The organism is Phocaeicola dorei (genome assembly GCF_013009555.1).
In the GTDB taxonomy this organism is placed as follows: Bacteria; Bacteroidota; Bacteroidia; order Bacteroidales; family Bacteroidaceae; genus Phocaeicola; species Phocaeicola dorei.
This window is the reverse complement of the sequence record NZ_CP046176.1, coordinates 2056635-2072064: the sequence shown is the minus strand read 5'-3', so window position 1 is coordinate 2072064 and position 15430 is coordinate 2056635. Positions and strand designations below refer to the sequence as shown.

Genomic DNA, 15430 nt, shown 5'->3' with positions numbered 1-15430 from the left:
GGCCAGAAAGAAAAAGATATTTTTAGAAACAGGGCAGTAACAAGTTGACATTTTTTCATTATCTTTGTTACTATAAAATAGAGAAAGGAGAAAAATCATGCGAAGAACCGAAATTGTAGATATGATACGCAGTATCCTCCACAAAGTAGCACCAAATGCCCAAATCATACTTTATGGATCGGAAGCTCGCGGAGAGGCTCGCCCAGACAGTGATATCGATCTGCTTATTCTTGTAGACGAGCCACAGCTTACTCCAGAATACGAGCAGGAAATTATCCGTCCGCTTTATGAACTGGAAGTAAAATCGGGAGTTATTATCAGCCCAATGATTATGCTGCGCAGATTATGGGAGAACCGTCCCTTTCAGACTCCGTTTTCGCTGAACGTAATGAATGAAGGGATAGTGTTATGAAGCAGGAACTATCTATCCCCCGAGCACCGCGTTGCCTTGATTCAATACCGTATTGAACGAGTGTATAAGACTTTGAAAGAAGCTGACTATATGCGTGTGGGAAATTATTTTAACGCCGCCATCAACCGCCTTTATTATACCTGCTTTTATGCAGCCATCGGTTTGTTAAATAGCTAAGGGAATCGAGGCAGGCACCCACAATGGAGTAAAAATAATGTTGTCCTATCACTTTGTGCGCACGGAAATACTGAGTCTGGAACATGGCAGCACATTCAGCAACTTGTTTGACAAACGGCACAGTGGAGACTACGAAGACTTTGCCTATTGCGATGCCGCATTGGTAGATTATCTCAGACCACGTGCCGAAGCTTTCATCAAATCGGTAGAAAGTCTGGCTCAAGAATAAATGGATCGCTCCCAAACAAAAACAAACATATTCTTTCTGCCCTTCCATCGTCTTCATCCTGCCATTACGCTATCTCCAAGAGGAGGTAACGCAATGCAGAATAACAAACAAAAAAGGAAAACATGAGCTAGAATACAGGCATCTGCCAAATGAATCCCACTGACACACGATGGGTACTGAAATTGTCCTCACCCAATGCCTTCGCACGATCGGTATATTTATAGGAACGCCCCACATATGCCAGGAAGAAGTGCAGATTGCTCTCCATCGGATAAAATTCTATTCCTCCTGCATATCCCCATGCCGTGCGATATTTACCTTTTTCCACTTCATCGCTTGCCTTATAAACGGAAGCCGTTTCATACATTCCTTTTGCAAACAAGTTCCACTTCGGGGCAAAACGATAATTCACATGCAACACATAGGACATATATTCGGCATTAAAAGCATTGTGTGCCTGATTATCAGTTCCTACTATACTAGTTATAATCCCTTTACGGTCTACCCCTTCACGAGAATACATCCAGTCAAAATAGGCGTGCCATTTAGGGCTGAAATTAAACTCATTACCCAAAGCATAATAATACATCTTCTCGCCTTTCGTTTCGTTCATGACAGAGGCAGACCAACGGGTTTTGGAAACATCCAGAAAATTACCATTCCAGTTCAAGGTATAAACCAACGGCAGTTTGGTACGTTCCAAATCCCCATACATCTCCTCGGACGGCCCGTTCAGGCTGTTCAATACCTGAAATTGTATCTGCTGATAAGGATTATAGTTGTATGCCACATTCAAACCGGTCATGAAGTTACTCATGTGCTCTATCATGTCACTATATTCGTAAATATCAATCGGATTCAAATCAAATTCTATACCACCATACGAGGCACATTGCTTTCCGGCGAAAAATGAGAACTTATTTAATTTGATGCCTACTCCCGCCCAATCTATGCTGGTAGGTACATTATCTATATTGCCGGAACCATCGTTACCCCGATTCAGACGCTGACGGTAACGATAGCTCAACCAGTCATTGATATCTCCCTTCATCTCGATACGGAGTTGCTTCATTTCGAATGCGCCCCGATCAAATCCGGAGTCGTTCCATTTCATATTGAAATCACCGTGCATATTAAGATAGAGATTGAACTTGTCCGTTTTCTTCTTGATACCGGTGACTTCTTCAAACAGGCTTTTGTCACCGGCCATGAAATCACTTCCGGAAGATTGGGCATATAAAGGGTAAGTGCCTGAGACAGCAAAGGCTGTCAGGCATACTAACATTATTCTTTTCATAAGTCAAAGTTTTAGGTTGTAATGTATTCTCTTTTTTCTTTTATGCGCACAAAAGAAAAAGAGATAAAAAGAAAAAGTGCCGGATGGACTAGTATACGTTGAAGTATTCCTGAATTTTCTTCCAGTCTTTTGTCTTAGTCAACGCCAGCATCAACAACACACGTGCCTTCTGAGGGTTCAACTCCTGTGAGGCCACAAATTGGTATTTATTATCATCCACCTCAGCATCCAATGTAGTCGGTCCGGTAGGAACACGGCTGGAACGCACTACCAAAATACCTTGTTGACGGGCCTTTTCCAACATCGGAAACAAATTCTGATGAATGTTGCCATTCCCCACACCGGCATGAACAATACCCTGATACCCATTATTCAAGAAAGGAGTCATGATATCAGCTTCTACATTGGAATAACTGTAAACGATACCTACTTTCGGCAACTTGTCAAGGTGGGTTACATCAAAATCGGAACCGGTGGTATGGCGTTTCAAAGATTCCATATTATAGAAAACCTTACCATTCAATACATATCCCAACGCACCGGAGTTAGGGGACTGGAAAGTCTGTACATCCACCGTATTGGTCTTCATGGCTCCGTGAGCTCCCAAAATCAAACCATTCATAGCAATTACGACACCTTTTCCCCGTGATTCCCTGGCGGCGGCAGTGACTACTGCATTATACAAGTTCAGCGGTCCGTCCGCACTCATGGCCGTAGAGGGGCGCATGGCTCCTACCAATACAACAGGCTTGTCACTCTTCACAGTCAAGTTCAGGAAAAAGGCGGTTTCTTCCATCGTGTCAGTCCCGTGGGTAATCACGATACCGTCCACATCTCCACGGCTGAAAAGCTCGTTGATACGCTTGGCCAACGTCAGCCATACGGCATCATTCATGTCCTGAGAGCCGATTTTTACAATCTGTTCCCCGGTCACATTGGCTATTTTGTTCACTTCGGGAACCGCTTCCAGCAATGTGCTGATAGCCACCTGTCCGGCAGTATAATTTGTTTTAGTAGCCGAAGCGCCTGTTCCGGCAATAGTCCCTCCTGTAGCCAATATATGGATATTAGGCTTTTGGGCGACAGCAGCCAATGTGGTACATACCAGCATTGCCGCCATAAGGCTGAGTTTTCTTAATCCGTTCATAATCTTTTCAAGTTTAGGTTTTATTACTATAATAATTATTTGGAAATTTTGTTCACACACAGAGGAAGAAGATGCGCCGATGATATATATGTGCACATCGAATCATTATAAATGTTACAGGCAGAAGATTACTCATGTTACAGATGAAAGATTACTCATCTTCAAGCCTGACCGCACCTATCCCTTTCCTTTCTAGAATACCTGTATCAGCAGCAGGCCTACCACAATAGAAACAAGGGTAGCCACCATTCCGGGCATCATAAACGAATGGTTCAGAATCCATTTTCCAATACCCGTTGTTCCTGTACGGTCAAAGTTGATGGCTGCCACCACCGTAGGATAATTAGGGATAAAGAAATATCCGTTGACGGCAGGGAACAAAGCAATCAGCATCATCGGAGAAATACCCAGTGCTATTCCTAACGGTACAATAGCACGCACCGTAGCAGCCTGGCTATAAAGTAAAATAGACATGACAAACAATGCCAGACCGAACAGCCAGGGCATTTGACGCACAATCCCTTCAATAGAACCTGTCAGTTCCGTAATGTTTCCATTGATGAACGTATCCCCCATCCATGCAATACCAAAAATAGCGATTACCGCCTGCATTCCGGCAGGAAACACGCTGCCTTGTGTAGCCTTGATTCCATCCGTACGTGAAATGATAAGAATAATAGCTGCCGCACACAACATCAAGATCTCAATAATAGAAGGCATATCCAAAGCCGCACCGTTGAACACAGGACGCATAGCAGGGATAGAGCCGAATAATACAATCAGCAGTGTGGCAGCAATAAAGATAATCACCGAGATGCGAGCGTGAAACATATTCTTCACATCGTTCAGTTCCACATGTTTTGTATCAATCATTCCGGCTTCCAGACGGCGCAGGTATTCAGGATCTTCCAACAACTCCTTGCCGACCTTTTTTGAAAGGAAAGCACCGACCAGCACACCGATTAATGTAGCAGGAATGGTAATCTTCAGAATATCAAACAAAGTAATGTCAAATCCTGTCAGCAGGCCCAGCAACGCTACGGTAGCGGCAGAGATAGGGCTGGCGGTAATAGCCTGTTGCGAGGCGATAACGGCAATGCCTAAAGGACGCTCAGGACGAATTTTAGTTTCCGTAGCTACCTCGGCTATGACAGGAAGCACAGAGTAGGCCACATGCCCTGTACCTGCGACAAAAGTAAACAGATAAGTAACCAACGGGCTCAGGATAGTCACCTGCGAAGGGTTACGGCGCAACAGCCGTTCCGCCAACTTCACCATATAGTCCAGTCCGCCGGCAGCCTGCATACAAGAGGCGGCAGAGATAACGGCGACAATCATCAACATCACATCAATAGGGGGAGCGGTAGGCTGAAGTCCGAAGACAAAAGTCAATATGGCAAGGCCTACACCTCCCATCACTCCCAATCCGATACCTCCCAAACGGGCACCTACAATAATAGCGACAAGTACAAATAGCAATTGCAATAACATGGTTTTTATCCGTTTATAAATATACAATTTTAATTCCGAGAACAAAGATAGACCATTTCTGTTCTACAAACCTTAAAATTTCTAAGAATTTTTCCTTTTTTCACTACTTTCCCCCTAAAACATTCAATAAAAGTTAGTTGTTTTGTATAATGAATAATGTGCAAATTATTAAATTATTATATATGAACAGAATTTGCAACCTTTTTGGAATAAAGTATCCCATCATACAGGGAGGAATGGTATGGTGTAGCGGTTGGAGACTGGCCTCCGCAGTAAGTAATGCCGGAGGGCTGGGACTGATAGGAGCAGGCTCCATGCATCCCGAAACCTTGCGCGAGCACATACGGAAATGCAAAGCGGCGACAGACAAGCCTTTCGGAGTAAACATTCCGCTGATGTATCCCGAAATAGACATCCTTATCAATATGGTAATAGAAGAGGGTGTGAGAATCGTCTTCACCTCTGCCGGAAATCCAAAGACTTGGACAGAACACCTGCATGAGCACGGCATCATTGTGGCCCATGTAGTGGCAAGCACCAAGTTTGCCGCCAAATGCGAAGAAGCAGGCGTAGACGCCATCGTAGCCGAAGGATTCGAAGCAGGAGGACATAACGGACGGGAGGAAACGACCACCCTATGTCTTATTCCAGCCGTCAGACAGATTACCACTGTGCCGTTGATGGCTGCCGGAGGTATCGGATCGGGAGAAAGTATACTAGCCGCTATGGCATTGGGGGCCGACGGAGTGCAGATAGGCACGCGCTTCGCATTAACCGAAGAGAGTTCCGCTCATTTCACATTCAAAGACCGATGCCTGCGACTGAACGAAGGAGATACCCAACTGACATTGAAACAGCTCTCTCCCGTCCGGCTGGTCAAAAATGATTTCTTCAAACAAGTGGAAGAAGCGGAAAGCCGTGGCGCGACAACGGATGAACTACGCACTTTGTTAGGAAAAGGACGTGCAAAAAAGGGAATCTTTGAAGGAGATTTATTCGAAGGGGAACTGGAAATAGGACAAGTCGCATCCTGCATACATAAATTACAGACGGTGGATGAAGTGATGAAAGAACTGGTGGAAGATTTCAATGCCGCATTAAACAGGGTCAATGAGTTGCAAAGACTTATCTGATGGTGCGGACAATGAAACGATCAAAAAAACCGGAGAATGAATCAAAAACAAGATGAACATTCTAAAGATTACAGATTGTAACCGACAAATACATAAAAGTGGATGTGTCCAAATTCAGTTTTTGGAAATATGAACTTATAATCTGAAATTTGAGCATCCTAAAAGACTAAGAAAGGGTCGTATCATTACTCCATACAGAGCTTGATACGACCCTTTTAAGTGTTATAATTACTATCTGTAACCTTCAGGAGCAGTCATTTTTGTTTTGACACGCCTAATGCATAAAATTAAGTTATTCTACTTACACCTTCTCTTATTAAACAAATTAGCACTCAGGAATCCCACCAAAAATATCAGCAACGTTCCGAATACGATAGCCAGATTAGCATGTACAAAAGGGGATATCACAATCCAACAAACCAGAATTACCCCACAAACGACTCCCAGTACCGCATCAAAATTACGTGCCTTCCTCGAAATATACCCCAGTAGAAACAGTCCCAACATGCCTCCGCTGAAAATAGACGCCAACGCCCACCAAGCATCTAGCGCACTTTGCACACTCATAAAGGCAAAGGCCACCAGAATTCCTGCCACTCCTACTCCCACACTAGAGAGTTTCAGCACCAACATCCGTTCCCTGTTTCCGGCATGTTTGCGGAAACGCTGGTAATAATCCGTCAGAATGATGGTAGACGAACTAGTGACACTGGTCGCAATGGTACTCATACCTGCGGCAAAGATAGAAGCAATCAGCAGGCCTGTCAACCCCACCGGCAACTCATTGACTATAAAGAACGGAAAGACATAATCCGCCCCCACTCCGTCGGGCAAGACCCCCGGATGCACTTTATAGAACGCATACAGCCCGGTCCCTATCATAAAGAAGACAGCCGAAACGGGAATAAACAAATATCCTCCGAACAAGGCCGAGAACTTAGCCTCCTTCTCATTCTTCGCCGTATGATAACGTTGCACATAACTCTGGTCTATACCATAGTTCTGCAAATTGGTAAATACGCCATAAATCAGGCACACCCAAAAAGTGGACTCACTTAAACTGCTTCCAAAACTTCCCAAGCTGAATTTTCCATCTTCCATGGCGATGGAGAAAGTCTGTGCCGGACCTTCGGGCATGTCAAAAAGCAAGATAAACATACATACCAGCGCACCGCCAATCAGAATAATCCCCTGTATGGCCTCTGTCCAAATGACAGCTTTCATGCCGCCCAGCATGGAATAAAGTACAATAGCCACACTGGTCACAATAATGATGGTCTGGATATTCCATCCCAACAATACATTCATGGGCAATGCCAACAAATACAGAATAGAGCCTGTACGTGCAATCTGGGTGAGCAGATAACAGGACGAGGCATATATACGAGCCCAAGGGCCGAAGCGGTTTTCCAGGAAACTATAAGCCGATATACTGTCCTGGCTTCGGTAAAAAGGCACGAAGTAACGAGCCGCAAAATAAGAAGCTATAGGGATAGACAGGCTGAATACAAACGCATTCCAATCTCCCGAAAAAGCCTTTCCCGGATATCCCAAATAACTGATACTGCTGACATACGTGGCAAAGATGGACATCCCCACCACCCAGCCGGGCAAGCTTCTGCCGGCAGAAGTGAACTCCTCGGAAGTACCTTTCTTCTTAAAGAAAGAACAACCGAAGGCCACGACTCCGCCGGTAAACAGCAAAAAGACGATTATATCAATGATATGCATACAGACCGAGCATTTAAGGTTTCAACTCCGGACAAAAAGGGAGTGCCTCCAACGCCTTGCGTATCTTCTCGCGTTCCGGAGCATTGAAGCGATGGAAAGGAGCCGCAACAAAATCATCACAAACGCCCAATAAAGACAACGCGCATTTCAATCCCTTCAGATAACTGGAACCATGCTGGCCCACAGTATAAATACTGCTGCTTATCTGCATCACCAGGGGTTGAAGACGGCTCACCGTTTCCATGTCACGTGCCAAGGCGGCATTATACAGGTCTACATACAATTCCGGAAACATATTGGCACCTCCATTGATACCTCCGTGTCCACCCAGTAACACACACTCGGCCGTAATTTCCTCCGGTCCCACCAGCATGGCGAAATCCGGTCGGTCCTTCATGGCATACATCACGGACTGGAAATAAACGGCATTGGCCGAACTATCCTTGAATCCCACTACCTGAGGGTTACGGGCAATGCGCTGTATCGTAGCCGGAGCAAAATTCACTTTTGTATGCGACGGCATATTATATAAGAAGATAGGCAACGGCAACTGAGGGATAAGGTCTTCATAAAATTCGGCCAGTTCAGGCTGCCCCGGAGCAAAATAGTAAGGGGGAGCGGAAACTACGGCTGAAGCACCACACTCGGCCCCCACATGTGCCAGATGAATACTTTCTACAATTGATGTATCGGAAATACAAACCAGAACCGGAAGTCTTCCGGCATTGATACGGCAAGTTTCCTTTATCATTTCATGGCGGAGCCGGTAACTGATGCTCTGCGCCTCTCCAGTGGTACCCAGTATAAATAATCCGTGCACTCCTCCTTTTATCAGTCGTTCTATCAATCTTTCCAAACCGTCAATATCCAGTTTGTCATTATCCAGTAACGGAGTCACTAAAGGAGGAATAATGCCTGTCATAGGCTTTTTTAATGTGTTTTCCATGATTCGTTTTCTTTAAAAAATTTCAATGCTATATTTATGAAACGAACAGTAGAATTATTTGTACTCAGTCCAACACCCCGGCTTGTCCGGAAAGCGACAGGGCACTATCGTTTAACCTGTCGTCTTCCGTCTGCCCGGAACGTACCTTTTGAAAAAGAACTTTTAATTCCGCTTCAAGAAAAGAGAGTTAGTTATACATGCGGGCAACTCTTCCTGATAATGTGTCACCATAATCATGGTCTTGTCCTTACGACGGCAGAAAGTTTCTATCACATCTTTCACCAACCGGCGGTTGTACAAGTCCAACCCATGCAAAGGCTCGTCCAAAATAAGCAACTCAGGATCCTTCACAAAAGCACGAGCCAACAACACCAGACGCTGCTCGCCACTGGACAACTGCAAGAAATTCCGGTCTTTCAAATTTGCAATACCAAAAATATCCATCCACCATTCACAAGCCACCATCTGCTCGGGACGCGGACGTTTGTACAACCCCACAGAATCATGTAGCCCGCTTGCCACAATATCTATGGCAGGAAGGTTCTTCAGATAAGCGCGATGCATCTCAGGACTGACATATCCTATATGCTTCTTTATCTCCCAAATACTTTCTCCGGAACCGCGTTTTCTGCCGAACAAGGTAATATCACAAGCATAACTCTGCGGATTATCTGCACAGACCAGACTCAGCAACGTAGACTTTCCTGAACCGTTCTCTCCACTCAAAGCCCATTTCTCGCCACATTTCACTGTCCAGTCCAAATCTTTCAAAATGGTACGCTCGCCATAACGGATGCTTACCTTGTTCAAATCGACTACGTGCTCGGTGTGATACAAATCACCGCCGTAAGGCAAATTCAGAATCCGTGCCTCCTTTTCTTCGGAAAGCATCCGTTCCGGTATCGGCTTACGGACCGCCAAATATTCCTGCAAAGTCATCTTTTTACCACACACCCTGTCTTCCACAGGAATAACATGAGTGATAAAAGCAGGAATATCATCGGACTTAGACAAGATAAGGATTACCTGCAAATGGGTTACTTTAGTCAGTTCACCCAACAATGTATGAAGCAGGTCCCTCGTCTTCGCATCCAGTCCGATAAAGGGATTATCCATAATCAGTACACGCGGATTACTCAGCAAAGTCTTTGTCAGTTGAAACTTACGTAACTCACCACTGGAAAGCAGAATGATATGTTTATCCAGCATCCTCTCCATGCCAAACAGTTCATACAAAGCCTTTTCCAGGCCTGAATCGGTCGCTTCGGGCAACAAATCACGTACCAGTGGAGTTTCATCCAAATCATGAGCATTCCACCGTTGCTGATAATAGTAATTTCCATCGGCATCTCCGTATGAATCACGGAAAGCAATATACTTTATATTCTCGTATGCCATCTTCGAAGGAGAGGGAGAGAAATCATATTTCACTTCGTTCATCAACAACGGCCACCGACCTGTAATCGTATCTACCAATATACTTTTTCCTGCCCCGTTTCTTCCCACAACAGCTATATGTTCTCCGGCGGCAAGTGTCATATTCACCGGTTCCTTCATCCGGTACAGCGGATGGCGGGTCACACCATTTTCTATCGCAATAATATTCTGCATTACAAATCTCTTTTTTATCCAACAGGATGCAAAGGTAACAAAATAATATAGCAATGCGATAATATATTATCATTTTGTTACATCGATCATCCACCTTAATTATATACGATACCGATTATACAACACTGAATAACCAACAAAATATTACCTAAACTATATGTTCCATAACAGAGTACAGACTTAATGAATTACAATTAAAAAGAATATAACTAGACTTTTATTTCAGTTTGAAAGAAAAACGCCTAAAATAGCTTTCTATTTATCATTAGAATAAAAATAAATAAGAATATAGATAGCACCATTGTTTATAAAACATCAAAAAGATATATATTTGCACCAAAATAAGACAAAAGGAAATAATAACAGAAGAAGTTATAGACAAAATGGCAACAACAATCAAGTTCACGAAGATGCAGGGAGCAGGTAATGACTATATATACGTAAACACCCTGAGACACCCCATAGCAGACCCCGTGAGAACTTCCATCAAATGGAGTTCTTGTCACACGGGGATCGGTTCCGACGGGCTGGTATTGATTGGAAAATCAACCAAAGCGGATTTCAGTATGCGCATATTCAATGCAGATGGTTCTGAAGCTATGATGTGTGGCAACGCCTCCAGATGTATAGGAAAGTATGTATATGACAACAAATTGACTCAAAAGGAAGTCATCACGCTGGAAACGCTCTCAGGAATCAAGATCCTAAAACTGCATACGGAGAACGGGCTGGTAGAAGAAGTAACAGTAGACATGGATCTTCCCCTGCTTACCAACTCCAGACAAATAAATACCCCGGACGGCAAAATGTTGGCAAAAACAATCACAGTAGATGGAAAAGAATACAAAGGAACATTTGTTTGTATGGGAAATCCACATTTAGTAATTTTCATAGATGATATAAAAAATGTAAATTTGCCGGCAATAGGGCCGAAACTGGAGAATCATCCGCTTTTTCCCGAACGAACAAATGTAGAATTCGTTGAAGTATTGCCGGACGGTTCCTTAAGGATGAGAGTCTGGGAAAGAGGCTCGGGCATCACCATGGCATGCGGAACAGGAGCTTGTGCCACTGCCGTAGCCGCATACCTGAACCACAAGGCCGGAAGAAAATCACGGGTAAGAATGGATGGTGGTGATTTACAAGTCCATTGGAACGAAACAGACGGACATGTGTACATGACAGGTCCCGCAGTAAAAGTTTTCGATGGTGAGATAGAAATTTAACAGGAATAAGAAATCAGTAAAGACAAACTATAAAACAACAGCAATTATGGCATTAGTAAACGAACATTTTTTAAAACTGCCCAACAATTACCTGTTTTCGGACATTGCCAAGAAAGTAAATGCATTCAAAGTTTCCCATCCCCAAAAAGACCTCATCCGTCTGGGCATCGGAGACATGACACAACCATTGCCCCAAGCATCCATAGAAGCCATGCACAAAGCGGTGGACGAACTGGCAAGCAAAGAAACCTTCCGTGGATACGGTCCCGAGCAAGGATATGATTTTCTAATCGACGCCATCTTGAAAAACGATTATGCCTCACGCGGAGTACATTTGGAATCCGGCGAGATATTCGTCAGTGACGGCGCCAAAAGCGATACGGGAAATATAGGGGACATCCTCCGCCACGATAACAGCATCGGTGTGACAGACCCTATTTATCCGGTATATATCGACTCTAACGTCATGTGCGGACGAGCAGGAGTGCTGGAAAACGGAAGATGGAGCAACGTGGTCTATCTGCCCTGCCTGAGTGAAAACAATTTCATTCCCGCTATCCCCGACCGCAGAATAGACATTTTATATCTATGTTACCCCAACAACCCCACCGGTACGGTTATCAGTAAAGCAGAATTGAAGAAATGGGTGAATTACGCACTGGAGAACGACACATTGATTCTTTATGACGCAGCCTACGAAGCCTACATTCAAGACCCCGACATCCCCCACTCCATTTACGAGATAAAAGGAGCCAAAAAGGTAGCCATAGAGTTCCGCAGCTTCTCCAAAACCGCCGGCTTTACCGGAGTGCGTTGCGGCTACACCGTAGTACCCAAGGAGCTGACCGCCGCCACATTGGAAGGAAAACGCATCCCGCTGAACCGGTTGTGGAACCGTCGCCAATGCACTAAGTTCAACGGAACCTCGTACATTACCCAGCGCGGTGCGGAGGCCATTTACAGCCCTGAAGGAAAGGAACAGATAAAAGCCACCATCCACTATTATATGACCAACGCCCGCATCATGAAAGAAGGACTGGAAAGCACCGGACTAAAAGTATTCGGCGGTGAGAACGCACCTTATTTATGGGTGAAGGCTCCCCGAGGAATCAGCTCGTGGAAGTTCTTTGAACAAATGCTGTACGAAGCCAATGTGGTAGGTACTCCCGGAGTAGGATTCGGTCCCAGTGGAGAAGGTTACATACGGCTGACCGCCTTCGGCGAACGCGCGGACTGTGAAGAGGCAATGAAACGAATCAGGCGATGGATATTATAAACAACATTTATCACATAACAAGCACAAACCATTACAAGAAAAACAAATACATACGAGATATAACAAACTCACTATTATGAATTTAAAAGGTAAAAAGCAATGAAAAAGAGTTTTAGAAAAACAACATTTCTGTCGGCCTTGGCAATAGCTGTTCCGGCAATGGGCATGGCGCAGGACAAAGTAGAAGCCAGCGTAGGAGCCGACTTTGTAAGCGGATACATCTGGCGTGGTCAGGATTTGGGGGGTGTCAGTATCCAACCCACGTTGTCAGTTTCTTACAAAGGGTTCTCATTGTCTGCATGGGGAACAACAGGTATCGAAAAAGAAGATACAAAAGAGATTGACCTCACATTAGGCTACACCACAGGAGGGTTCAGTATCTCCGTCACAGATTACTGGTTCAATGGAGGACCGGGGTATTTCCATTACGGCTCACACAATACCAACCATACCTTCGAGGCACAGATAGGTTATGACTTCGGACCGCTGGCCTTGAACTGGTATACCAATTTCGCCGGAACCGACGGAGTGAATAACGAAGGAGACAGAGCCTATTCTTCCTACATCTCGGCTACCGTACCTTTCACACTGGCAGGACTGGAATGGACAGCGGAAATAGGAGCGACTCCGTGGGCCACAGACTTTTACAACTATTCCGAAGACCCTGTATGCAACGGTTCCAACGGTTTCGCCGTATGCGACATCAGCCTGGGAGCCGCCAAGGAGATAAGAATCACCGATTCATTTTCCGTTCCAGCTTTTGCAAAAGTCACCGTAAACCCACGCACTGAAGGGGCTTATTTCGTTTTCGGGCTAAGTTTTTAATCATAAAGAGCATAAATACAAGGATAACAACAAGGTATCAGTTTTTTAGAAGGTAAAAAGATTACATTATATACAAAATACAAATACAACAATGAAAAAAATTGAAGCTATTATCCGTAAGACCAAATTCGAGGACGTAAAAGAAGCGTTGCTCGAAGCCGAAATCGAATGGTTTTCCTATTACGATGTAAGAGGCATTGGCAAAACACGTCAAGGACGCATTTACCGTGGAGTGGTTTATGACACCAGTTCCATTGAGAGAATCCTGGTTTCCATTGTAGTCCGCGAAAAGAATGTGGACAAAACCATTCATGCCATTCTCAAGGCTGCTCATACCGGCGAGATCGGTGACGGACGTATCTTCGTCATACCCGTTGAAGATGCCATCCGCATCCGTACAGGAGAACGTGGAGATATTGCCTTGTACAATGCAGAACAAGAGAAATAACTCATTACACACCCCGGTCAAAACTACTCTACAAAGTAAAAATCATACTACAACTTAAGCGAAAAAATTATGGATACAACTAATAGAAAAGGTATGGAAAAACTATACCTGAAAAGACTCTTTATACTTTTATTTCTGTTCCCAGCCAGCCTTTGGGCACAAGACGCACTATCGGAAACTCCTGTCAGGAGCACGGACACAGAAGCCATCAATGAAATTGTAACCGGTCTGAATACTGTATGGATGCTGCTGGCAGCCATGCTGGTATTCTTCATGCAACCGGGATTCGCTTTGGTGGAAGCTGGATTTATCCGCACCAAGAATACCGCCAACGTACTGATGAAGAATCTGATTGACTTTATGTTCGGCTCCATCCTCTTCTGGTTCATCGGTTTCGGATTGATGTTCGGTGTGGGAGGTTTCGTAGGCACGCCACATTTTTTCAACCTTGACATAATGGACAAAGTCATTGACAACGGACTACCCATTGAAGGGTTTCTGATCTTCCAAACCGTATTCTGTGCCACTGCAGCAACCATCGTATCAGGAGCTATGGCAGAACGTACTAAATTCTCCATGTACTTGGTATACACCATCTTCATCAGCGTACTGATTTATCCGGTATCAGGACACTGGACGTGGGGTGGCGGATGGCTGATGAATGGTGAAGAAAATTCTTTTATGACAAACATATTCGGAACCACCTTCCATGACTTCGCCGGTTCCACTGTCGTTCACTCAGTAGGCGGGTGGATTGCCCTGGTAGGTGCTGCCGTTCTAGGACCGCGTATCGGTAAATATGGTAAAGATGGCAGGTCTAAGGCTATCCCGGGACATAGCTTGACATTGGCTTGCCTGGGTGTATTCATTCTTTGGTTCGGTTGGTTTGGTTTTAATCCGGGTTCTCAACTGGCAGCAGCTACCGGTACTGATCAGACAGTTATCTCTCACGTATTCCTGACCACTAACCTGGCAGCATGCGCCGGTGGCTTCTTCGCTTTGACAGCAAGCTGGATAAAATATGGAAAACCTTCTTTGTCATTAACATTAAACGGTGTATTGGCAGGACTGGTCGGAGTCACCGCCGGATGTGATCTCGTTTCCCCCTTCGGAGCAGTCATGATCGGTGCCATCTGCGGCATCGTCATGATTTTCTCGGTAGACTTCATTGACCACATATTGAAAATAGACGATCCGGTCGGAGCCTCCTCTGTACATGGTGTTTGTGGTTGCCTCGGTACCATTCTTACCGGACTTTTCGCCACCGAAGAAGGACTGCTCTATGGTGGTGGTTACAACTTCCTGCTAGCACAACTGTTCGGTACAACAGTAGTAGGTTGCTGGGCAGCAGGTATGGGATACCTCATCTTCAAGGGATTGGACAAGATTCATGGTTTGCGCGTCCCGAACAGAATTGAAGAAGAAGGGCTCGACATTTATGAACATGGCGAATCTGCATACAACTAAAAGTCATTTTGAAT

Annotated in this window: 14 protein-coding genes; 8 read left to right on the top strand and 6 right to left on the bottom strand. The window is 44.8% G+C overall.

What is annotated here, in order from left to right; translation table 11 throughout:
- Window positions 1–97 precede the first annotated feature (97 nt).
- A complete protein-coding gene (locus tag GKD17_RS08545; RefSeq protein ID WP_007838333.1) occupies window positions 98–412 on the top strand; it encodes a nucleotidyltransferase domain-containing protein in 315 nt (104 codons plus the stop codon).
- A gap of 214 nt (window positions 413–626) precedes the next feature.
- Window positions 627–818, top strand: coding sequence for a hypothetical protein (locus GKD17_RS23715; protein WP_007843932.1), 192 nt, complete (start codon window positions 627–629; stop codon window positions 816–818).
- Between the two features lie 127 nt (window positions 819–945).
- Here GKD17_RS23715 and GKD17_RS08535 read toward each other — a convergent pair whose 3' ends face one another.
- The 3 genes from GKD17_RS08535 to GKD17_RS08525 form a co-directional block, all read right to left on the bottom strand.
- The gene (locus GKD17_RS08535; RefSeq protein WP_007838328.1) at window positions 946–2115 is read right to left on the bottom strand and encodes a porin; all 1170 of its coding nucleotides are present in this window, start codon (window positions 2113–2115) and stop codon (window positions 946–948) included.
- Between the two features lie 88 nt (window positions 2116–2203).
- The gene (ansB, locus tag GKD17_RS08530; protein WP_007843930.1) at window positions 2204–3262 is read right to left on the bottom strand and encodes an L-asparaginase 2; all 1059 of its coding nucleotides are present in this window, start codon (window positions 3260–3262) and stop codon (window positions 2204–2206) included.
- A gap of 192 nt (window positions 3263–3454) precedes the next feature.
- On the bottom strand, window positions 3455–4753 hold the full coding sequence (locus tag GKD17_RS08525) for an anaerobic C4-dicarboxylate transporter family protein (protein WP_007838326.1): 1299 nt from the start codon (window positions 4751–4753) through the stop codon (window positions 3455–3457).
- 182 nt (window positions 4754–4935) lie between these two features.
- Here GKD17_RS08525 and GKD17_RS08520 point away from each other — a divergent pair, with 182 nt between their 5' ends.
- Window positions 4936–5886 (top strand): NAD(P)H-dependent flavin oxidoreductase, encoded by a 951-nt coding sequence (locus GKD17_RS08520; RefSeq protein ID WP_007844929.1) that lies wholly within the window; start codon window positions 4936–4938, stop codon window positions 5884–5886.
- Window positions 5887–6183: 297 nt separating this feature from the next.
- Here GKD17_RS08520 and GKD17_RS08515 read toward each other — a convergent pair whose 3' ends face one another.
- The 3 genes from GKD17_RS08515 to GKD17_RS08505 form a co-directional block, all read right to left on the bottom strand.
- Window positions 6184–7617, bottom strand: coding sequence for a sodium:solute symporter family protein (locus GKD17_RS08515; RefSeq protein WP_007838324.1), 1434 nt, complete (start codon window positions 7615–7617; stop codon window positions 6184–6186).
- 13 nt (window positions 7618–7630) lie between these two features.
- On the bottom strand, window positions 7631–8563 hold the full coding sequence (locus tag GKD17_RS08510; RefSeq protein ID WP_007838323.1) for a dihydrodipicolinate synthase family protein: 933 nt from the start codon (window positions 8561–8563) through the stop codon (window positions 7631–7633).
- 162 nt (window positions 8564–8725) lie between these two features.
- On the bottom strand, window positions 8726–10174 hold the full coding sequence (locus GKD17_RS08505; RefSeq protein ID WP_007838322.1) for an ATP-binding cassette domain-containing protein: 1449 nt from the start codon (window positions 10172–10174) through the stop codon (window positions 8726–8728).
- Between the two features lie 383 nt (window positions 10175–10557).
- Between GKD17_RS08505 and dapF the strand changes: the two genes are divergently transcribed.
- The 5 genes from dapF to GKD17_RS08480 all read left to right on the top strand — a co-directional run bounded on the left by dapF (window position 10558) and on the right by GKD17_RS08480 (window position 15416).
- Complete coding sequence (gene dapF / locus GKD17_RS08500; RefSeq protein ID WP_007838320.1) at window positions 10558–11400, top strand: diaminopimelate epimerase; 843 nt, start codon at window positions 10558–10560, stop codon at window positions 11398–11400.
- Between the two features lie 46 nt (window positions 11401–11446).
- Window positions 11447–12676: an LL-diaminopimelate aminotransferase gene (locus GKD17_RS08495; RefSeq protein WP_007838319.1), complete on the top strand. Its 1230-nt coding sequence runs from the start codon at window positions 11447–11449 to the stop codon at window positions 12674–12676.
- A 99-nt stretch (window positions 12677–12775) separates the two neighbouring features.
- Window positions 12776–13501: a hypothetical protein gene (locus GKD17_RS08490; RefSeq protein ID WP_007838318.1), complete on the top strand. Its 726-nt coding sequence runs from the start codon at window positions 12776–12778 to the stop codon at window positions 13499–13501.
- 91 nt (window positions 13502–13592) lie between these two features.
- Window positions 13593–13949: a P-II family nitrogen regulator gene (locus GKD17_RS08485; protein ID WP_007838317.1), complete on the top strand. Its 357-nt coding sequence runs from the start codon at window positions 13593–13595 to the stop codon at window positions 13947–13949.
- Between the two features lie 69 nt (window positions 13950–14018).
- Complete coding sequence (locus GKD17_RS08480; protein ID WP_007838316.1) at window positions 14019–15416, top strand: ammonium transporter; 1398 nt, start codon at window positions 14019–14021, stop codon at window positions 15414–15416.
- Window positions 15417–15430 lie beyond the last annotated feature (14 nt).